This is a genomic window from Canibacter zhuwentaonis (genome assembly GCF_018531145.1).
In the GTDB taxonomy this organism is placed as follows: domain Bacteria; phylum Actinomycetota; class Actinomycetes; order Actinomycetales; family Microbacteriaceae; genus Canibacter; species Canibacter zhuwentaonis.
Genome location: NZ_JAHDSZ010000004.1, coordinates 144,160 through 164,841, shown reverse-complemented (window position 1 = coordinate 164,841; position 20,682 = coordinate 144,160). Strand labels below are relative to the sequence as shown.

At 47.7% G+C, this 20,682-nt stretch carries 19 protein-coding genes and 2 pseudogenes; 16 read left to right on the top strand and 5 right to left on the bottom strand.

All coding sequences use genetic code 11. From position 1 onward, the window contains the following. The first annotated feature begins 569 nt into the window (after positions 1-569). The 5 genes from KJY78_RS03775 to KJY78_RS03755 all read left to right on the top strand — a co-directional run bounded on the left by KJY78_RS03775 (position 570) and on the right by KJY78_RS03755 (position 5,760). Positions 570-848, top strand: coding sequence for an HU family DNA-binding protein (locus KJY78_RS03775; protein WP_214337273.1), 279 nt, complete (start codon positions 570-572; stop codon positions 846-848). 72 nt (positions 849-920) lie between these two features. Further along, a complete protein-coding gene (locus KJY78_RS03770) occupies positions 921-2,912 on the top strand; it encodes a bifunctional copper resistance protein CopD/cytochrome c oxidase assembly protein (protein WP_214337272.1) in 1,992 nt (663 codons plus the stop codon). A 243-nt stretch (positions 2,913-3,155) separates the two neighbouring features. Next, a complete protein-coding gene (locus KJY78_RS03765; protein WP_214337271.1) occupies positions 3,156-4,247 on the top strand; it encodes an ABC transporter ATP-binding protein in 1,092 nt (363 codons plus the stop codon). 2 nt (positions 4,248-4,249) lie between these two features. Next, the gene (locus KJY78_RS03760) at positions 4,250-4,987 is read left to right on the top strand and encodes an ABC transporter permease (protein WP_214337270.1); all 738 of its coding nucleotides are present in this window, start codon (positions 4,250-4,252) and stop codon (positions 4,985-4,987) included. After that, the gene (locus KJY78_RS03755; RefSeq protein ID WP_214337269.1) at positions 4,984-5,760 is read left to right on the top strand and encodes a hypothetical protein; all 777 of its coding nucleotides are present in this window, start codon (positions 4,984-4,986) and stop codon (positions 5,758-5,760) included. Before KJY78_RS03760 ends, KJY78_RS03755 begins: the two co-directional genes overlap by 4 nt. 230 nt (positions 5,761-5,990) lie before the next feature. On the opposite strand, the gene KJY78_RS03750 is transcribed toward KJY78_RS03755, so the two are convergent. Then, positions 5,991-6,623, bottom strand: coding sequence for a Maf family protein (locus tag KJY78_RS03750; RefSeq protein ID WP_214337268.1), 633 nt, complete (start codon positions 6,621-6,623; stop codon positions 5,991-5,993). Between the two features lie 71 nt (positions 6,624-6,694). On the opposite strand from KJY78_RS03750, the gene KJY78_RS03745 reads away from it, so the two are divergent. Then, positions 6,695-7,969, top strand: a complete 1,275-nt coding sequence (locus KJY78_RS03745) for a class I SAM-dependent RNA methyltransferase (RefSeq protein WP_214337267.1) — start codon at positions 6,695-6,697, stop codon at positions 7,967-7,969. A gap of 310 nt (positions 7,970-8,279) precedes the next feature. Here KJY78_RS03745 and KJY78_RS03740 read toward each other — a convergent pair whose 3' ends face one another. Then, on the bottom strand, positions 8,280-8,672 hold the full coding sequence (locus KJY78_RS03740; RefSeq protein ID WP_214337266.1) for a DUF2800 domain-containing protein: 393 nt from the start codon (positions 8,670-8,672) through the stop codon (positions 8,280-8,282). Positions 8,673-8,996: 324 nt separating this feature from the next. Beyond that, on the bottom strand, positions 8,997-9,140 hold the full coding sequence (locus KJY78_RS03735) for a hypothetical protein (RefSeq protein ID WP_214337265.1): 144 nt from the start codon (positions 9,138-9,140) through the stop codon (positions 8,997-8,999). Between the two features lie 532 nt (positions 9,141-9,672). Between KJY78_RS03735 and KJY78_RS03730 the strand changes: the two genes are divergently transcribed. The 6 genes and pseudogenes from KJY78_RS03730 (at position 9,673) to KJY78_RS06905 (ending at position 17,787) form a co-directional block, all read left to right on the top strand. Next, positions 9,673-10,191: a hypothetical protein gene (locus KJY78_RS03730; RefSeq protein WP_214337264.1), complete on the top strand. Its 519-nt coding sequence runs from the start codon at positions 9,673-9,675 to the stop codon at positions 10,189-10,191. Positions 10,192-10,468: 277 nt separating this feature from the next. Continuing rightward, positions 10,469-12,559, top strand: a complete 2,091-nt coding sequence (locus KJY78_RS03725; protein WP_214337263.1) for a site-specific DNA-methyltransferase — start codon at positions 10,469-10,471, stop codon at positions 12,557-12,559. A gap of 3 nt (positions 12,560-12,562) precedes the next feature. Continuing rightward, positions 12,563-13,369, top strand: coding sequence for a DEAD/DEAH box helicase family protein (locus KJY78_RS03720; protein WP_214337262.1), 807 nt, complete (start codon positions 12,563-12,565; stop codon positions 13,367-13,369). Positions 13,370-13,411: 42 nt separating this feature from the next. After that, positions 13,412-15,454 (top strand): hypothetical protein, encoded by a 2,043-nt coding sequence (locus KJY78_RS03715; RefSeq protein ID WP_214337261.1) that lies wholly within the window; start codon positions 13,412-13,414, stop codon positions 15,452-15,454. A 427-nt stretch (positions 15,455-15,881) separates the two neighbouring features. After that, entirely contained in the window at positions 15,882-16,760 is an 879-nt protein-coding gene (locus KJY78_RS03710; protein ID WP_214337260.1) for a GIY-YIG nuclease family protein, read from the top strand. Positions 16,761-17,115: 355 nt separating this feature from the next. Then, a pseudogene (locus tag KJY78_RS06905) lies at positions 17,116-17,787 on the top strand (NgoBV family restriction endonuclease). A gap of 21 nt (positions 17,788-17,808) precedes the next feature. On the opposite strand, the gene KJY78_RS06800 reads toward KJY78_RS06905, so the two are convergent. After that, entirely contained in the window at positions 17,809-18,480 is a 672-nt protein-coding gene (locus KJY78_RS06800; RefSeq protein ID WP_214337257.1) for a DNA cytosine methyltransferase, read from the bottom strand. Further along, complete coding sequence (dcm, locus tag KJY78_RS03690) at positions 18,446-19,279, bottom strand: DNA (cytosine-5-)-methyltransferase (protein ID WP_250544137.1); 834 nt, start codon at positions 19,277-19,279, stop codon at positions 18,446-18,448. Before dcm ends, KJY78_RS06800 begins: the two co-directional genes overlap by 35 nt. A gap of 359 nt (positions 19,280-19,638) precedes the next feature. On the opposite strand from dcm, the pseudogene KJY78_RS06875 reads away from it, so the two are divergent. The 4 genes and pseudogenes from KJY78_RS06875 to KJY78_RS03675 all read left to right on the top strand — a co-directional run. Next, positions 19,639-19,746, top strand: a pseudogene (locus tag KJY78_RS06875) (Ogr/Delta-like zinc finger protein); the annotation flags it as partial. 7 nt (positions 19,747-19,753) lie between these two features. After that, positions 19,754-20,143, top strand: a complete 390-nt coding sequence (locus tag KJY78_RS03680; RefSeq protein WP_431732328.1) for a recombinase family protein — start codon at positions 19,754-19,756, stop codon at positions 20,141-20,143. Beyond that, positions 20,041-20,307, top strand: a complete 267-nt coding sequence (locus KJY78_RS06870) for a hypothetical protein (RefSeq protein ID WP_431732326.1) — start codon at positions 20,041-20,043, stop codon at positions 20,305-20,307. Before KJY78_RS03680 ends, KJY78_RS06870 begins: the two co-directional genes overlap by 103 nt. A 157-nt stretch (positions 20,308-20,464) precedes the next feature. After that, on the top strand, positions 20,465-20,674 hold the full coding sequence (locus KJY78_RS03675) for a helix-turn-helix domain-containing protein (protein ID WP_431732325.1): 210 nt from the start codon (positions 20,465-20,467) through the stop codon (positions 20,672-20,674). Positions 20,675-20,682: the final 8 nt, after the last annotated feature.

Genomic DNA, 20,682 nt, shown 5'->3' with positions numbered 1-20,682 from the left:
AGCAACGGTTTGCCCTGTTTGCGCACTAACTAGTGTGCTGAACACCAGCGCTAGTGTGAGAATGTTTGAAACAACACCCCGTGCCTGCAACAGCAAAGAAACCACACCAGTCAAAACAACCTCCAAACAAACACCCCTAAAACCCCTCCCTATTAAGAGCTTCAGACCCTAGCATCCAAAATAAACCACCATTAAAACTACCCCCCCCCGGAAAAGTCAAACCAAACAACCCACCACACACCACCAACACCCGCACCAAACCCACTACCTACAACGCCTGCCACACAACCAGCAGCACGCCCACAGCACAGCCTTCAAAACCACCCGCCACACCTGATCCGCACACCACAGCACCTCTCACAAAACACCCGAAATCGCCCAAAAACATGAAATTCCGCCTAAAAATATGACAAACACCCTAAAAACCGTGAAAAATTCAGGATATTTCAGGTAACCTATCGACTAGATCAAGATTGATCGCTTTGCGGGCGGATACGTTCCGCGCTCCCGAAAGGGTGCAGCAAAGTCCGCTAGATTAAGCGACAGTATCGCTAAAGAAAGGATGACAAATGTCACTGAACAAAACTGAGCTTGTTGCAAAAATTGCTGCTGAAACAGGCGAAACACAGAGCGCCGTAAGCACAGTAGTGGATTCACTGTTCAAAACGGTAGCAGCTAGCCTTGCAAAGGGCGAAAAAGTAGCTATCCCGGGCTGGATCTCGTTCGATTCAACCGAGACCGCTGCACGCACCGGCCGCAACCCACAAACAGGTGAAGCAATTCAGATTCCTGCCGGCAAGCGCGTTAAGATAACAGTTGGCAGCAAGCTAAAAGCTGCTGTTAAATAAGCGTTTATTTAACACCTTCTAAAGGCTCAGAGATTATTCTCTGGGCCTTTAGAAAAAAGTACACTATTAATTATGAATAAAAGCGCGCATATTTTAGCCCCGGCAGCCGTTGTGCTGCTGCTCGCCCTTGCGCTATCGCTGCTGGCAGCTCTTACAATAGGTGGCGCCGCCGCTCCCCGACAGCTGCTGGATCCCGGGGCGGTTGTGCGGTATCTCAACCCCGCAGCCAGGCTAACCGTAAATATGTCGCTGGCGATTATGCTCGGGGGCATAATTATCGCACTGTGGGCATTAGATCCTAAAAAGCCGGAGTGGATCCGCGCGCTCAACATAGCCGCGGGCAGTGCGGCAGTGCTTACAATATCCGGGCTAGTTACCCTCATCACAACATACGTCGACGTGAGCAGTCAGGCGTTTTCTGCAGATGCCAAATTCGGCGCTGGTTTTGCGCAGTTCGTAACCGAGTTTGAGCTCGGGCAGCTGTGGCTGCTGCTCATTCTGCTGGCCGCGGTAACAACCGTGTTGTGTTTTGCGATCCGCTCCCGCAAGCTGCTTTTAGTGCCGCTCATAACCGCCACTCTCACGATTTTACCGCTCGCCGCGCAGGGGCACGCGGCGGGAGCGAGCGGTCACAGCCTCGCAGTAAACTCAATGTTTTTGCACATCGGCGGTGCGGCTGTTTGGGTTGGCGCGTTAATAGCCGTCACAGTGCTGCTGCCCGTGGTGCAACCGCCGCGCGTTGCGCCGCTGATGCGCAGATACTCCACACTGGCGCTGTTCGCGGCCATCGCGGTAACTTTTTCGGGGATCGTGAACGGGTTTATCCGCCTGTCTTCCCCCGCGGATCTGCTCACCACAGGGTACGGGCAAATTCTGCTGCTCAAAAGCGCAGCCCTGTTGCTGCTGCTTGGCTACGGGGCCGCGCAACGCCTATTTTTTATTAACCGCATTACCAAAAACCCGCACGCCTGGCAGCGCCGCTATATTTGGCTGCTGCTCACAGAAATCGCGGTTATGTGCGTAGCTAGCGGATTTTCTGGCGCACTCGGGCGCACCCGCACACCGGTCACAATCGAGCCTGCCCGAAACTCCGGCGCAAAAATTACTCCCGCGGAATATCTCACAGGGGATCCGCTGCCTCCCGAACTGAACTTTGAAACAGCTCTAACCGTCTGGAAATTCGATCTTTTGTGGAGCATGGTTGCAGTGCTTGCAACAGCACTGTACATAACCAGCGTTGTGAAGCTGCGCCGCCGCGGTGACAGCTGGCCCGCGCTGCGCACGATCAGCTTTGTGCTGGGAATGCTCGTGCTCGGCTTTGTCGCAAACGGCTTCACAAACGCCTACGAGGCATATCTTTTCAGTGTGCACATGATGGGGCATATGCTTTTTACAATGCTGATTCCGCTGCTGCTTGTGCTCGCAGCGCCCGTCACCCTCCTGCTGCGTGTGGTGCCAAAGCGCAAAGACGGTTCTTGGGGTGCGCGCGAGTGGGTGCTCTGGCTGCTTAGCACGCCGTACGCGAGGCTGCTCACAAACCCGGTTGTGGCGGCGGCGCTGTTTGCCGGGTCGCTGTGGCTGTTCTACTACACGCCAATACTGCGCTGGGCGATGGAATCGCACCTCGGACACCAGTGGATGATCGTGCACTTCCTAATAACCGGCTACCTATTTTCGCTCTCGCTTGTGGGAGTGGATCCGGTGTCACACCGTCCGGGATACCCGGTGCGCATTATTATTCTGCTGGCAACCATGGCTTCTCACGGATTTTTCGGAGTGACCCTGATGACTGGCACATCGCTGCTCGCGGCCGACTGGTTTGGCGCGATGGGTCGCACCTGGGGGCTTGCCCCCCTCGCAGACCAGCAGTCTGGCGGTGGAATCGCCTGGGGCATTGGAGAGCTGCCGACACTGCTGCTGGTGCTGATAGTCGCGATTCAGTGGGCGCGCTCCGACGAGCGTGAGCAAAAACGGAGCGATCGCGCGGCAGAGCGCTCCGGCGATGCTGAGCTAAACGCATACAACAAGATGCTGCAACAGCGCGGCAAGCGGATCAACACCTAAACGCGGCGCTATAGTGCCGCAGCACACGCAGCCCGGCAAACACCCCGTACACCGCCCCGCTGTAAACACCTAAACACTGCGAAACCGCAGCACCCGTCACACCACCGCCAAATAACAAATTCCCACACTCGCCCACGTTGCGTTTTGCGCATTTTCGCGCAATAATAAGTTAGATATTGTTTACGCGCAATTACGCGAGCTAGATACCGATTCTGTCACAACAAGTAGATTCAGGATTTCTCATTGTCTGAAACACGCACTTCTGAATATCCCCTGGTTTTTGAGGGGGTTTCCCGACGTTACACCGGGAATAAAAAATACGCCGTCACAGACTTAAGTTTTAGCATCGGCGACGGGGAGGTTGTTGCGCTACTGGGTCCAAACGGCGCGGGTAAAACCACAACCGTTAAAATGGCATCAACACTGTTAGAGCCCTCCGCCGGGTCAATCACAATAGCCGGATACGACGCGGTAAAAGAAACAAAACGCGCGCGCAGCGAAATTGGGCTCACGCTCGGAGGAGATCGCGGCTTCTATCTCAGAACAACCGCCGCGCACAACCTAATGTTTTTTGGCAACCTACAAAATCTAAGCGGCAAACAGCTCAAACAGCGCGCGCACGCCCTGCTCGAACAGGTTGGGCTTGCGCACGTCGCAAACAGTAAAGTTGAAACCTTCTCGCGCGGTATGAAACAACGCCTGCACCTAGCACGCGCAATTATCACAGAACCCAAACTGCTGCTACTCGACGAGCCGTCAAACGGGCTCGACCCGCAGGGCGCACTCGAGCTAAAACAGCTGGTGCGCGAAACAGTCCGGCTAGGGCACGGCACACTGCTAACCACCCACCAAATGGCAGAGGCCGACGAGCTCGCCGACACCGTTATGATTATTGCCGGCGGCAGGATGCTCGCAAAAGGCACGGTATCCGAGATCAAAAAACACGCGAGAGTTGGTGAAGTGACCAGCTTGCATCTGGATTGCACAGCGGATCCGCTGCCGGAGCTGCAAAAATTAGGGGCGGAAACTATCCGCACCGCAAAACAGCCCGGGTATTGGACTGCGGATCTAACCTGGCCGCCCGGAATTACCGCTCCCTATGATTTTGGCGATGCGCCTTTTGCGGGCAGTATTTTGGCTGTGCACACGCGGGCGGCGACCCTCGAAGAAGCCTACCTGACATTTATTGACAGGGAGCAGGCGGGCGCGGCGCAGCAGACCGATGCAGCTCAGGCACAGACCGATGCAACCCAAGCACAGACAGATACCAACCGGGCACAGGCCGACACAGCCCAGCACAGCGCGCCGCCAGAGGCAGAAAACACGGGTGCCTAATCATGCTATTAAAACTAATCAGTTTTCAGCTGCAGGTGCTGATGCGCACCGGATTTTTTGTGCAGCAAGCGGCGCTCGCTCCCCTGGCGTTCTTCATGTTTCTCTATTTATCGGCGCTCGCAAACGATTTTGCGCCGCAGCACGGGCTATGGCTGCACTCGGCAATTGCCGGATTGTGGGCGAGCACAATCTGCGCGATGGGCATTATCAGCTACCAGCGCTTTCAGGGCACTCTGGAGCATCTGGCAATAAGCCCGCTGCCACCGGCAACGGTTTTTAGCTCGCTCTGCCTGGCGGCCACCGCGATCGGGCTGCTGGGTATTCCCATCAGTATCTGCTGCGAATTTATTCTGCTGGGCAGCGTTACCGTCACTGCCGCGAGCCTTGTGTCACTTGCAACGGCATATCTAAGTTGTGCCGCATCCGCTATTATTCTCACCTCAATATTTGTGCGCAGTCGCAACGCGATCGTGTTTGAGCCGCTGCTGCTAACGCCGGTGTGGATGCTAACCGGGCTTGTAATTTCGTTTACCGCGCTGCCCGGCTGGCTGCAACCGCTGGCGCTGCTGCACCCGCTAACCGGGGCGGTTAATATTCTATCGGCCGCTACCGTGCAAACTGCCACCCTCTGGGTTTTGCACGTGGTGTGCGTCTGCGCAATCTACCTGCTGGCCTCAAAATATCTGCTCAGGCGCGCCCTGCTGGCCGCTCACCGCGACGGCACGCTAGGGCTCGCATGATCAGTGTATTTCTCAACTCCGCTAAAATAGCGCGCGCTTGCCTGCCCGAAGCCAGCACACGCCTCACAATAGCCGTTAAATTTGTGATCCTGCCCTGCCTTTTGACCCTGTTCTTTCTGGCGCTATCTAGCGGCGGATCCGCCAGCCCCTCGCTCGAATCAGCCTTTGCCGTTGCGCTTGGCGTAAGCTCGATAGTTGCCGCAACTTCAATCGTGTCTCTTGTTGCAACCGACCGTTTTGAGGGCGTAACCGTTTTTCTGCTCACCGCGCACGGTAATTTAGCACTCAGCTGGCTTGGGCGGTACACGGTTGTCGCCGGAATTAGCTCGGCAACCGCGCTACTTGGTTTTGCGGTGAGCATGGCGGTGACACGCGTGAATTTTAACTGGCAAAGCCTGCCCCTGATTGCGTTGCTTATCGTGATTGCGCCGCTTAGCGCGGCGGGATTTGGCGCGTGTCTCGGCTCGCTCAGTATGTGGCTTAAAAACAGCCTTACCGTCTCAAACGTCGCAGAATTTGCGCTCCCGATTATGATCGGCATGATCGCCCCGGTGAGCGTGTTTCCCGCGCCACTGCAGGCGCTCTGCCTGGCGCTGCCGCCAACTCACATAGTTGCCGCCGGCAGGCATCTTGCCCTGGCCGCGATGCCCGAGTTCTGGAACGAAACGGCACTCGCAATTGCGCTGGGCAGCGGGTGGTTTTTGGCCGCTCTTGTGCTGTGGAAGTTCTTTATTAGACGCACCCGCGTGACCGGTAATTTTGAGGTGTTTTAACGGGCTTTTTTGTTGCGGATTTGCCGGTTTGTGCCGCTGGTGCCCCTGCTTAGCGCGATCGTGCAACTGTTGCTGTGCACTTTGCGTAGCTCGCACCCAGGCTCTGCGATATCGCGCAGGCGCTAGCATTCACGCGCTCGTGTGGGGCGTAACCGCGCAGGTGCTAGCGTCCCCGCAGCCAGGCCGTGCGCATCCGCGCAGCTGTTATTTGACCACGCACAAAAACCGCGCTACGCGTTCCACAGCTCGGTGTAGTTTAAGCCCAGCTTGTTTACCATCTGCCGCAGCGCAGGCAGCGATAACCCCATAACGCAACTGGGTGTGCCCTCAATTTTATCGATAAAGGCTCCTGCGAGACCGTCGATTGCAAAGCCCCCGGCAAGCTCAAGCGGCTCTCCTGTTGCAATGTATGCGCGCAATTCGGCATCTGTCAGATCCGCGGCGAGCCGCACGGTTGCGGTGTCCACGAGTGATATTTCTTGTACAACTTCACCGTTTTTCACCTCGAGCAGGTGATGCCCCGAATACAAAACACCCGTGCGCCCGCGGTGCTGTTGCGCACGACGCAGCGCAACATCCGCTGTGTGCGGTTTGCCGAGCACCTCAAAATCGAGCATAAACACGCTGTCACCGCCCAGCACCAGCCCGCTACGATCGGGCAGCTGCCCGATCACGCTGTGTGCTTTCAAGCGTGCGAGCAGTTCAACAGTTTCTGCCGCAGTTAGCTTGCGCCGCAGTGATTGCTCCGCCCGCAAAACCTCTGCGGGCTCGTCACAGTCGGGAGCACAGCACTCGGGAATTATTCCCGCGCTTTTAAGCACCGCTTTACGCGCGGCAGAGGTCGAGGCTAAAAATAATTTCACAATTATATTGTAACTGTACTACAAAGGCGGCTTTAAGGCACGCGTTCAGCGGCAAATGCGAAAATTAGAGGATGACAGAGCACACATCCCCCCTGGTAGGCGACGAATTAACCCTTGAAATAACAGGAATAGCACACGGCGGGGTGAGCATCGCGCGGCACGACGGACGCGTTTTTTTCGTGCACGACACGCTTCCGGGCGAAACCGTCACCGCGCGCGTGGGCGAGGTTAAAAAGAAGTTTGCACGCGCCACAACTGTGCGAGTGCTCGAACCGTCGCCGCATCGCCAGGAGCATATCTGGGTCGAGGCGAGCGTGCTGCGCGACCCAGCCGAGAGGGTTGGAGGCGCCGAATTTGGGCATATTCAGCTCGCCCACCAGCGGGCGCTAAAATCCGATATTTTGGCGGATGCGCTCACGCGCCAGGGCAAAATACCGGCCGAGAAGCTACCCACTGTGCCAGTTATGCCGCTAACTGACGACCCTGCCGAGCTGGGGTGGCGCACCCGCGTCAGACTGCACGTGGACAGGGAAACTGGGCAGCTCGGCCCCTATGCCGCACGCAGTAACACTGTTATTCCGGTTGCATCCCTGCCCCTGGCTGTTGCGGAAATAAACTCTATGGCGCCTTTGCAAGAAAACTTTCCCGGGGCGAGCAGTGTTGATCTGTTTGCGCCGAGCGCCGATGATCCGCGAATGCTGGTTAATTACGCCGGCGAAAAAACCGCCGGGGCTGCTGACACCGTGCTCGAAAACGTGCTCGGAACCCCGTTTCAAGTGCGCGCGGGCGATTTCTGGCAAGTGCACTATGCCGCCGCGGAACGGCTTTTTAGCGAGGTTGCCGATATTGTTGCCAAGCTTGGCGATGCGGTCGATCCGCAGGCAAACAACCTTGACCTGTACGGCGGAGTGGGATTGTTGAGCGCCGCTTTTATTCACGCAACCGATTCTAAAGCGCGCATCACGAGCGTGGAATTTGTTGAATCTGCAACCGATCTCGCGGCCGAAAACCTTGCTCCGTTTAGTGGCGCGCGCCCCATTTCAGCACGGTGCGAACACTATCTCAAAAATATGCTTAATGCGCCAGCGAGCGTGCGCGCTAAGTTCAACCGCGCCACGGTGATAGCGGATCCGCCCCGCACCGGCCTGGGTGTTGCGCTGTGCGCAAACCTGCTCGAGCTAGCGCCCGCGAACATTGTGTACGTTGCCTGCGACCCCGTTGCATTTGCCCGCGATGTGCAGCTGTTATCTGCTGGCGGATACAACCTCACTAAGATTAGCGCGCTCGATATGTTCCCGCATACGCATCATTTTGAGACGGTGTGTTTGCTGTCGCACAAGGGGTAGTATCCAGCTAGAATGCCTGTTCTACAGGTTGTGGCTAGTAGCGTTTTCACGCACAGCGTGTATTTGTGGGAACAAGTCTAGTTTAGGTGCTTGGCTCTCGATTTTGTGTTGTGTGACCTCGAGTGTGCAAGATTGATATTTTGCTTTGCTGAGTGTTTAGGGTTGATAACATAAGGTCATCTGCTTTGTAGTGGCATAAAAGAACGGTCGCATCCTGTATTGGGAGCGACCGTTAGGTTTTTTCGGGATTGGTTTTAGTTGATGTGTAGGCTTGTGCCTGATTTGAAAGATACGGTATAGCCTTCATCGTCTATGAGAATGGATTCGATGAGTCTGCGCGCGAGGGTTTCGTTAAAGTCGGTGATAGCAAGTGTTTGTTTTTGGCGGTGGATAGTGCTGTACGCTTATCGTCCTTGGGCACAAGTGCGAGTTTTCCTGCGGGCTTTTCGATCCATGCGCTTAAAAGCTCATCGAATCGTGTCTTGCCTAAGAGTTTTTGCATGGCTGTGATACCTAAGAGCTTTTGCTCGTATGGGTCAAAACCAGCTTGCTTGACGGCATCGGCGACGGCATCAAGGTTGGTGTACTTGCGGTTTGACCTGCCTTCGACCAGTTTGAAGCCAGACCGTGCTTTGCCTGATATAGCGCGCCCTAAGACGTACTCTTTGATGTCATCTGTCCAGCGCGTGAGGTCATCGATCATTTGCTTTGTTGGACATTTCTTGGCTCCTTTTCAGCCTGACCTGCGGATAAGGAGCGAGGAAATGAAAAAGAGCCGGTATAATGACTACACCGACTCTTGAAATGAAGCCTGATTCAGGGCGCACAAAAGAGAAGGTGTAAAAAGTGCCCATGCTTGGTCACTAGAACCAAACGAGACTCTTTTCAAACCCTCGCCCTATTCGAAATCAGGCTTAGATTTACAATTGTTGATGGGACGTTGTCCCGAAATTCTCATGCCCCGAAGGGCTGGCGGACAGGTTGTTCACTCTTGAAAACAGGTCACCATCCGCCAGTGGTGCAAACGCTACTTACTGTGCTTGCTAGGCTTGGTTTGCGCGAGTGCGCTACCAGCTACTGACTTGCTATTCTTGGAATAGCGACCGTCGTTCAAGATGCGTGCTGCTTTAGTCGCAACCTTGTGGCTGGTCTGTTTGGTGTTTTTTGCCATTGTTGTCAGCTCCTTTCGTTGGTTTATATTTGAAGACATTTTACAGGGAACTTTTAGAAGGATTAGCGCGTATTTTCGTTGAATGACGATGATTTACGCCTTATAATCCTTAGTAGAGGTCCGTTGATTGCCTTCATCTATAAAGTACACTTACAAAATGGGGCATGAAGTTTTGAATTCTGGGGCTTATGGGGCAAATTCTGGGGCTTTTCAAGAGCGGGGGAAGTAGATGAACTTTTCCGATTGTTGCCTGCCATTATTGAAAGTATGTAAACCTAATCTGAGCAGTCAAGCAAAGCTTGTCCGCGGCATTTTCGATGTACTCGGCAGCAACTTTTTTTTCGCACACTTCGGATGTTGAATATCCACAAAATATATGCTCAGGGAAAAGGCCGCTTACGGATGAAATGAAGAAAAGGGTAAGCTACCCATTTAAGACCGAAGCATTGGCTGATTTTTTTTTCTTTAAAACATCAATAACGATAAAATCGAACTATTAAAAGCGGCATACGGATTCAATGCCAATACCAAAGTGGATAAAAATGACTTTTGTTTGGCAATAGCACGTCAACTTCGCCTGATTTTCGAAGCAAACAAATCAGAAGTCGAGAACGTCATCTTGGAAGAATATGAGCGTATTTGGTTGGGAGATTCGGACACCGTATCGGATTACTACGCACCTCTTTATCCTGGTGATGAAGTATTAAATTATTCAAACCCACGCGTACAGGATGTGAATACCTATCAGAAGTTCTTTATCGAACTTGACATTGTGAATACAGGAAGCGTCCCGTGGGTGAATCGACGCCTCGTGTATCAAAGACCAAGCACATCTGGTCCTCTTCCAGTTGGAGAGGATGTAATTGCTTTACCTACGACAGTCAATCCCAAAGGAACGTTTAGGGCAACGATTGAGATGGATGCACGCGGCTCCGAAGGCTATTTTCGGTGTCGATTTGAAATGCAAGATTCGGATGGCAATAACTGCTTTCCCAGAAAAGAAAAGTTTTACTACAGAGTTAATGTTGTATTTGCTCTGACCACTGAGTAGGAGTCGGAAAATGGCTGATAAGATTGAGAAATGGGGCAACCTGAAAGACGTGCAGGGGTATCTCGGTATAGATCGTGAAACGATTCTGCAATAAATCTCAAAACGAGATATGCCCGCATACAAAGTAGGCAGACTTTGGAAATTCCAACTATCTGAGGTTGATGAATGGGCTCGTTCAGATGGAGCAGCAGACGCTGATGCGAGTAAAGTAGATGATTAAATAGTGCAATATGGCAATCGGTTTTCCCGACTGCTGCGTAAAGGGAGATAGAAACAAATGGCTGCTATTAATGATTTAATCAATCAGGTGCAAGACCAAGAACTACGTGCCCGTTTGCAGGCTGAGGTTAATAAACTTAGTAAACAAAAGAAATTTGGACTCGTGTACGAAGAGCACATGCCTGAGTGCACTGCCTTATACGATGCTCCTATTCGTGTTGGTTCTAAGGTTGCATTAAAAGATAAGCAGATTACCACCATCTATGAAGTGAAAGGCTTATCTGACTCGAAAGTCCAGTGCTATGACAAGGTAACACAGTGCGAAATTGAACTGCCGTTAGAGGATTTGATTTGTATCGCTGAATTTGGAGAACCAATCTATCCTTACCTAGAGCTAGTCGACAGTGTTTGCAATGCGCCAGACAGCAGTCTTTGGCATACTTTAATTGAGGCCGATAACTATCATGCACTGCAGCTATTGGAGTATCTGTATGCCGGGCAGGTTGACTGCATATACATCGATCCACCCTATAATACGGGCGCCCGCGACTGGAAGTACAACAATGACTACGTAGACTCTTCCGATGCTTATCGCCACAGTAAGTGGCTCTCCATGATGGAAAAACGACTTAGATTAGCGAAGAAACTACTTAATCCTAAAGATTCTGTTCTTATTGTTACTATAGATGAGAAGGAGTATTTGCATCTTGGTTGCTTGTTAGAAGAACTATTTCCTGAAGCTAAAATGCAAATGGTGAGTTCTGTCATTAGTGTTCAGGGCTCTGTAAGAGAGGGTATGTTTACCAGAAGCAATGAGTATATCTATTTTGTTTTCATCGGTGAAGCTCGTGCCGAAAAAACTTCAGACGATATGCTTAATCCGGAGGCATCGGAAAAGCATAAGGATCACGTTTGGTTTCAATTCATCCGAACTGGAAAAGGTGCTCTACGAGAAGACAGCCCGAACTTGTTTTATCCATTTTTCATTAATGAAGATGGATCACTTAATAGCGTAGGGGATCCTCTACCAATTAATGAATCTATTGAGTCTGTTACTGCACCTGAAGGCACTATTGCAGTTTGGCCGATTACTTCGAAAGGACTTGAAGGCAGATGGAGAACAGGGATTGAAGTAGCTAGAAATCGTGCAAAGTCTGGATTCCTTCGAGCAGGAAAGAGCCTCAGAGGTCGTCAATACTCTATGATGACTTTGAACCAAGGAACTATCGATGCCATTAGTAAAGGGGAATTGACTATTTGCGGTTATCAGAATGATGGTTCCGCAATCATAGATACCTCACATAGGTCTATAAAGAGAACTGCAAAAACTGTTTGGAATAAAACATCTCATAATGCAGGGTGGCATGGAACCAAGCTTTTAGATGCAATTCTATTAGAAGGTTCCTTTCCTTATCCTAAGTCTATTTATGCCGTCCACGATGCCATGCGTTTCTTTGTAGAAAATAAGCCAAATGCGCTTATCTTAGACTTTTTCTCAGGCTCAGGTACGACACTACATGCTGTAAATCTGCTCAATGCCGAAGACGGTGGACAGCGTCGCTGTATTATGGTTACGAACAACGAGGTTTCTGATGAGGAATCTAAACGTCTAAAGAAAGACGGTTTTAAACCAGGTGATCCTGAATGGGAGTCTCTAGGAATAGCACAGTATGTGACGTGGCCACGTACGGTATGCTCTATCGAAGGACACGATGTGAGTGGCAATCCGCTTAAAGGTAATTATCTTGATAGTGAGCGGTCTATGGCAGATGGCTTTGAGGCTAATGCTGCATTCTTTAAGCTTGGTTTCCTCGATAAAAATGCTGTTGCTCTAGGTAGGCAATTCAAAGAATTGCTGCCTGTGCTATGGATGAAAACAGGTTGTGTAGGCACCTGCCCAAGACTTAATTCAGACGAACTTCCATCAATACTGGTATTTCCAGAAAACGGTTTTGCTATACTGCTAGACGAACTAATCTTTCCTGAATTTATAGACAAGGTTAACGCAGAGGATGCTGTTGAACATATCTTTATCGTGACAGATTCCATTGGTGGATTTAAGGAGATGGCTTCGCATCTTCAGGCAGAAAATGTTTACCAAATGTATCGGGACTACCTCGATAATTTCCGCATTAATATAGGGAGATAAGCCATGAGAGTTTCACTATTTCCATTCCAACAAACAGCACTCAAACAATTAAGGCTCAATACAGCAGAAGCTCTTGGCGCATACCAGCGTACTCACACACCTCAGGTTATTTCCTTTACGGCACCAACCGGAACTGGTAAAACCATCATCATTTCTGCCTTTATTGAAGCTGTGCTTTTTGGTGATGAGTCGTATCCTGAACAGACAGATGCTATCTTTGTTTGGTTATCTGACTCACCCGAGCTCAACGAACAGTCCAAATTAAAAATCGACACCAAGGCTGAGCAGATTCGCTTAGGCCAATGTGTAACCATCACCGATGAGAGTTTTGATAAAGAGCTTTTGGAAGATGGCCACGTCTATTTCCTTAACACGCAGAAACTCGGGAAATCCAGTAATTTAACCAAAGAAGGTGACGCTCGTCAATACACCATTTGGGAGACGCTAAGAAACACTGCTATCGAGAAATCTGACCGCCTTTATTTCATTATCGATGAAGCTCATCGTGGCATGCAGGGACGTGAAGCTGGAAAAGCTACGAGTATCATGCAGAAGTTTCTTAAAGGAAGCGATGCTGAAAAACTAGATCCTATGCCTGTTGTTATAGGTATGTCTGCGACCTCTGAGCGCTTTAATAAACTGGTTGAGGGCACCTCTTCCACGATTCATAAAGTGGTCGTTACTTCAGATGAGGTTAGATCCTCTGGCTTGCTTAAAGACAGGATTGTTATTTCGTATTCTGAGGAGTCATCTGTCAATAAGGCAATGGCTGTGCTTCAAGCTGCAGCGGATGACTGGAAGGATAAGTAGGAGCACTGGAAACAGTATTGCTTTGAACAGCACTATGCCTACGTGAATCCTGTTTTCGTGGTGCAGGTTGAAAACGGCAACGCAACAGAAATCTCGGCTACAGATTTAGCTGACTGTCTACAAAAGATTGAAGGCAGAACTGGGTTCAAATTTTCCAAAGGAGAAGTTGTTCATACCTTTGGCCAAACTGACTCGGCATTGATCCTTTCAGGATTAGAAGTTCCATATGAGGAGCCTTCTAGAATCCAAGACAATAAAAATATTAAGATAGTGTTCTTCAAAGAGAATTTATCTACCGGCTGGGACTGTCCACGCGCGGAAACCATGATGAGTTTCCGTAGGGCAAAAGACGCAACGTATATCGCACAGCTTTTGGGGCGTATGGTTAGAACACCTATGCAGATGCATATACAGATAGATGACAGCTTAAATGATGTGCACCTGTTCTTGCCTTTTTTTGAAAAGAACACCGTTGAGGATGTTATCGAAGCCTTGCAATCTGCTGAGGGCGGCAATCTACCGACAGATATCTACGGTGAGTCTATCGAGCATAAAAAGCTTGAAACACTCACCGTCCGTCCAATGTATACCGCGCCACGTGTCCCTAAGCAGATACCGGGACAATACTCAATGGACGATTTCTTGGGAAGTGACGCAAGTTCTTCTTCGCATGAAGACCCGTCAACCTACGATAATTCGCTGTTCAATCCAGCAGCAGTAGTACCACCTGCTAAACTTAACATTTCGAATAATGTAAGCTCCAAAGCAAATGCGGAGTCATCACCAGCCAGTGTTGAATATCCACGAGCTTCTGTTGATGAGGCTAAAACAGATATCCATGATAGTAACTATGCTCCTTCTTCCAACGATGAGGAGAATGCTGCTGTTCCGGGAAAAGTCGAGATAGGCGCTACAGACAATAAGCTTGAGATTGACCGTGAGAAGATTGTAAAAGCAATCAACGACTCTGGGTTGCTGACATACGATGTGCGTTCAATTCGTATTAACGATTATTTGAAGTCGCTTTTTGCACTAACGCGACTGTTAGCGCAGACGAATATGGATAGCGCAGTATATAAGGAAGTACATGCTGGTGTTATTAAACTCATTACTGACTATATAGGGTCGCTTAAATCGTCTGGTCAATATGAGGCACTATCACAAAAAGCAAAAGAATTTAAGCTCTCCACGCAAGTATTTGATGTGTTCGGACAATCGATTACATCTGACTATGCACCGGCTTCTTTCTTCTCTACTAATGCGGATATTGACCGTCAGTTTAGAGCGGCAGAGACCAAACTTGGCTCTGAAGGTATTGGAAATGAGTATTTGAACGCTTATTTCGAATCATTCGACTTGGTATCCCTGAAAATCGATGTGATTCTTTTTGCGACTGACGATGAATGTATCGCAAAACTCAATGCTTATGCCAAGCAAAAATTCCATGAGCTTAATGACCGCTACCGCAGATACATGACAAAACTTACAGAAAGCTATCGTAAGCAATACGACCGCATCGTTTCTGATGGAGACATCATCAGTAAGCATAACTTCCGACTGCCTGAAACGATTACCGTAGCGCACGATGCTGGAGGGCAGAAGTACTTTAACCATCTGTTTGTCAATGATGAGAGCTTTGCTCAAGTGAGGCTAAATGACTGGGAGCAAGGGGTACTTGAGGAAGAGGAAACTCGTGAAGACTTTGTCTGTTGGCTCAGAAACCCACCGAGAACCTCTTGGTCACTGTGCATTCCCTACGAGCAAGACGGCGAGACTAAGCCGACCTACCCGGATTTTATCGTGATTAGGAAAGATCCATTGCAGGAAGGACAGTTCATCATCGACGTATTAGAACCACATAACCCTGCCTTTAATGACAATTTAGGGAAAGCTAAGGGCTTTGCTGAATATGCACGGCAGAATCCAGGTGTAGGTAGAATTGAGCTTATTCGAAAAGCCAAAGACGCAGCAGGCAAAATGCGTTTTAAACGCTTGGACATGTCAATGTCTAGCGTGAGAGACAAGGTTTTGAAAGCCACTACCGATGAAGAACTAGTGCACTTGTTTGAGACGGATGGAAAGTGATGCTATTCATTTGCTTCACCTGCCTGGTCTAGCTACGCCGTCATACCAAACGGTGTATGGATCTTCTAATATCCGCAGGGATATCAAAGACGCTAGAGCAAATCAAATCTGATTTGAAAGCAAAGCGTCTTTCCCCGGATGACGACATCAATATTTCTGCAGACTAAACACAGAATCTTAAAAATGCTATTCTGGAAGGATTCTGTTACCCAGAACCAGTTGATGGAAAACTTGTATTTGATGATATCATGGTATTCCTAAAAAACTATGTAGTATATTTGAGTGGGAGCAGTATAAATCCTATACACTTGGAAAAGTGACAGATTGTGAGCGCAAAAAGCTTCGCTGGTACGGCGTATTACTAATTCAATGGATGACTGGATTCGGATTGAGCAATATTATCAAGAAGGGAATGAGGAGCTAGTTTATGTCACGCGGTAAAAGTCTAAATTTATACCTAATGGATGGTACTCCAAGTGGGCTCATCAAGTGCACCCTAGCCAATTGGACAGGGCTTGCCTATAAGATACCGCGCACCCTTCTTGCTCAAGCAAAACGCATTGACTTCCTCAACCAAACAGGCGTCTACTTCCTGTTTGGTGAGGATGGAACTACTGGTGACCCTCAGTGTTATATTGGTCAAGCTGGTGTTCGTAAGAATGGTCGAGGGATTCATCGCCGGCTCGATGAACATAAAAGGTCTGATAAAGAGGGCTGGTGGACTACAGCCATTGCCTTCACAACCTCACACAATAGCTTTGGTCCTACGGAGGTTAGCTACCTAGAGAACCGCTTCTATAACATGGCAGCGGAGGCTGGGAGATACCAGATCAGAAATGGCAAAGATCCTAATCCTGGCAACATCACCGAGGAGAAGGAAAACGAACTAGAAGAGTACATCGATTACGCCAAGATTGTGATGGGTGCATTTGGCTATAAACTCTTTGAACCCCTTAGAGAAAAACTTGTAGCACAAATACAAGAGCCAGAGTTCGTTAGCAATGAACCCGTACTGTATCTCAAGTACAGTCAAGCGCAAGCTACAGGTCAGCGCACAGCAGAGGGTTTCATTGTGTTTGCTGGCAGTCGTATTTCACTTAAACTGAACAAGAGCGTAGGCAATGGGACCCGTAAACGTCGAGAGCGTTATGCCGAGAAAATAGACTCACAAGGCATCTTGCTTGCTGACTTGCTCTTCTCTAGTCCTTCCGGAGCTGCGGCATTTGTAGGTGGCGCAAGTCTCAGTGGTAACGCCATATGGAAAACAGAGGGCGGAATGTCGCTTGGTCAACTGAAAAGCCAATAGCCGTTATTGTCGATGGAGATTGGGATTGATGAATATATTGACCAGTTCCCACAAACGCCCATACTGCATCGACCTATTTCCGCAAACAGGCAAAGCGTATGGATTTGTTTCCACAAACGAGTAGAAATTGTCGACCGATTTCCGCATACGAGCTTTTCCGCTAGAGTTGTTTCCATACACGTAAATAGGCACTGCAACAGTAGCGGGTATACTCAGAAAACCTAGGACATCAATCCTTGTAGCTCGTTGCACTTTGAGTACGTCGGATTGCTAACCAAGCTTAAATAAACCGCTATATTGCATAATTGATGACGGAAATAAAAAATCTAATCTATAACTAGAGGGGGGCAACTCTGTGACCAAGATAGCCAACATTGAAGAACTTTTTTTATTAACGCAAAACAAACTCGTAGGTGAGCATAGAGCGGTTTCCATAACATTTGCTAACAGAAGTCACATATATTCTGGAAATGATGTAATTGGGAACTGCTTACAAGAATGGCTACCAGACTGGTTTACTTTTCTAGGAATCAATATCCGGGCGGGTGGGCATACCCAAAAATTTCCAGATTTCGTAGCAGATTTTGACGGCGTTTCCCATGATATAGAAGTGAAAGCCTGGAATATTAACAATGCACCAAGCTTTGACCTTGCTAATTTTTATAGCTTTCTTGAATCCACCTTTAGTGAACCCGGTAAATTAAATGCGCACTATTTCATTTTAGGATATTGACCAGCGGATGACGGTTTTTCTCAAGGATTCGTTGTGGAAAAAGTTTATCTTAAGCACATTTGGGAAATTACTGCTGCCTCTAAGAACTACCCTATCGGTCTACAGGTAAAACGTAGGGCTCCTTATGCAATGAGGCCTTGCAATTTCTACAGAAACGAAGACGCTCATTTTGCTGATATTCTAGATTTTATAGATGCTGTAACAAAAACTTACAGGCGCTTTGAATCTATTTCTTTCCTGCCTTTCACACCGGATGAATGGCACGACAGAGTAGTGTCTCTATTTATAATTTAAAAAATAGCGGGCGATGCTCTATCATCCTCTATTTTCTTTATACGTTTTTAACAGCTTAGACGAAACGGCTTTAATTACAGGTACGCAAACCGTATTGCCAAGTAAGTCAAATGCTTCATTTTCTTTTAAGAAACTAAGCTCATAGTTATCCGGAAACCCAAATAGCCGCAGTCCCTCCTTCACCGTCAAAGGGCGAATCCCGTTGCTAACAGGAACGGCAAGCTTACGCACATCTGTAGCCACTAGAGTGGGCGTTGTCTCATAAGGGGATAAAATCTTTGTAAATTCAAAAGAAAGCTTACCGGTTGTAATATTATACCCCTTTTCTAAGGTCTTATCGGAAACTCGTTTATTCCCCACAAGCTTTTTAGGGTATTCAAAACTTAAATATCCTTTACTTACTAAGTCGTCTAGCATTTCTGCAAGTTTAGGGGAGTCAAAAAATGTGGCAATCATATCCAACGTTAACGGCATTCCGTCCATCCATTGAATCCCGATAATTTCAGCCCACTTTTTATTTCTTCGCTGTTTCAATAAACTATCCAGCAAAGCTACCTGCTCTTCTGTTATATCTCCTTTAAGGCCTATATCCCAGCTGTGTATATTATTTTTCCCGCCCCGTTTATCTTTAATTGCTTTCCCGTAAACATCTTTTAATTTATACTTTGAAAGTAATTTTTTTTGAAAATTCACTTTCGACAGGAGGCGTGTTTGAATCAATAACATCTTCCAGAACAGAATGGGTAAATTCAAAGTTTTCAAGCTGCTCTATATTTTTAGACCTAAAACCAATTATGTAGATTCTTTTTCTAGACTGAGCTAGCCCAAAATCTTTCCCGTCTAAAATGCTGTGGCTAATCGAATACCCTAAATCCAAGAGCGTCTGAGTAATAACCTTAAAAGTATTTCCTTTATCGTGGGTGACTAACCCTTCTACGTTTTCCAGAACGAAACCCAAAGGTTTTTTTTCCAACAAAATTTTTGCAATATCAAAAAACAATGTCCCTCTTGTGTCTTGAAAACCAAGACCTAATCCTACCTGAGAAAAAGCTTGGCAGGGGAAGCCGGCTAGCAAAAAGTCAAAGTTTGGTAAGTTTGAGGGATTTACCCTTGTTATATCGCATTCAGCATTATGACCAAAATTTTTTTCATACGCTTTAATTGCGGCAGCCTTAACATCGCTGGAAAATACACATTTTCCCACCAACCCATTTTCATGTAGCGCTTGCTCAAAACCAATTCTAATCCCCCCTAGTCCGCTAAATAGATCTATAAAAGCCACTTCGCCGCTTTTGCTACTAAGCTCATTTTCAATTTTATCTATTCCAGCACCAATTAACTCTCTACACTTTTGAGAGAAACTTGAACTACTGGGGAGTGGTAGACTGTCTATCTTTTTATAATCTTCCTCGCTCAGATATACAGTATAAGCCTTTCTCTTCTGGATAACGGCTCTCCTGCCTGCGCCTTCTCTCGGGCCGCCATGCATCATGTCGCCTCTTTCCTATACTATATACAGGAAAGACTACCGCAAAAACATTGTTTTTTCAAGTTTTTTAAATCCTAAATTAGCCCCTCTGTTTTACTCTGTTTTACTCTGTTTTACTCTGTTTTACTCTGTTTTACTCTGTTTTACTCTGTTTTACTCTGTTTTACTCTGTTTTACTCTGTTTTACTCTGTTTTACTCTGTTTTACTCTGTTTTACTCTGTTTTACTCTGTTTTACTCTGTTTTACTCTGTTTTACTACTACCTTACACAAACTACCCCCCCCCCCCCCATTTTTTTTGCAAGCACGCCACCACCTCACTAAAATCAGCGCGCTCGATATGTTCCCGCATACGCATTATGGTGTTGCAGTAGACATATTGAAAATTCTAAGGCATGCTCTATGAAATATATTCGTGAGGATGATTTACAAAGAACATTTCTTACAATGAAAAACAAGCAGTTATTGTAAGACGAATATTTTAGAAAGATTATCACATATGGGCGATGCCCTTTTACAGAAAACCTATACGGTTGATGTACTGACCAAAAAGAGAGTATCTAATAATGAAATCGTTCCTCAGTACTGTGTGGAGAATAATCACGAGGCTATTATTCCAAGACAGCTATTTATGCAGGCACAGGAAGAATTGCAACGCAGAGCACATCTTAAAACGGAGAATGGTAAAACTAAAAGAGTTTATATAGCAAATATGCATTATCGAGTATTGTCTATTGTGGGGAGTGTGGCGATTTATTCAGGAGAGTGGCTTGGAAAGCGAGAGGAGCTTCCTACAATAAATGTAGATGCGCTAGCCGAATTGAAAAGGGACCGAAGCAAGGGTGTGATGCTGCACGAGAAATGTTGAGAAAGCTAATCAATGAGATGAGACACTTTCTACAGACGCAGACAAACCGAATAACAGAATATGATGAGCAGTTGGTAAGAAGACCTATATCAAAGATAACCGTCTACGATGGTAAGCTCATATTTGAATTCAAGTCTGGAATGACATTAGAACTAAAGAGATAATTGGATAGAAAATATGATATGGACACCTTGCAGCAATGCGAGGTGTTTTATCGTTTAATATATAGTTAAATGGATTAAAAAGCATCAACCATTTGGTTTATAATATATGTGTATAGATGTACTCTAAATATGGAGGCTTAAGATGAAAACATCCGATATGATTAAAGAATTATGTAATAAAAAGAATATAAGCGTTTCTGAACTTGCTAGAAGGATAGGTCAAACACCACAGAACTTTGGCAAGAAACTAAAAAGAGATACTGTGACTCTTGAGGAGTTAAAACTAATAGCTGATGTCATGGGTGTTTCCTTTGAACAGTCATTTATCTTCCCGGACGGAGAACAGATAAAAACGAGCAATAAGTGAGGTATATT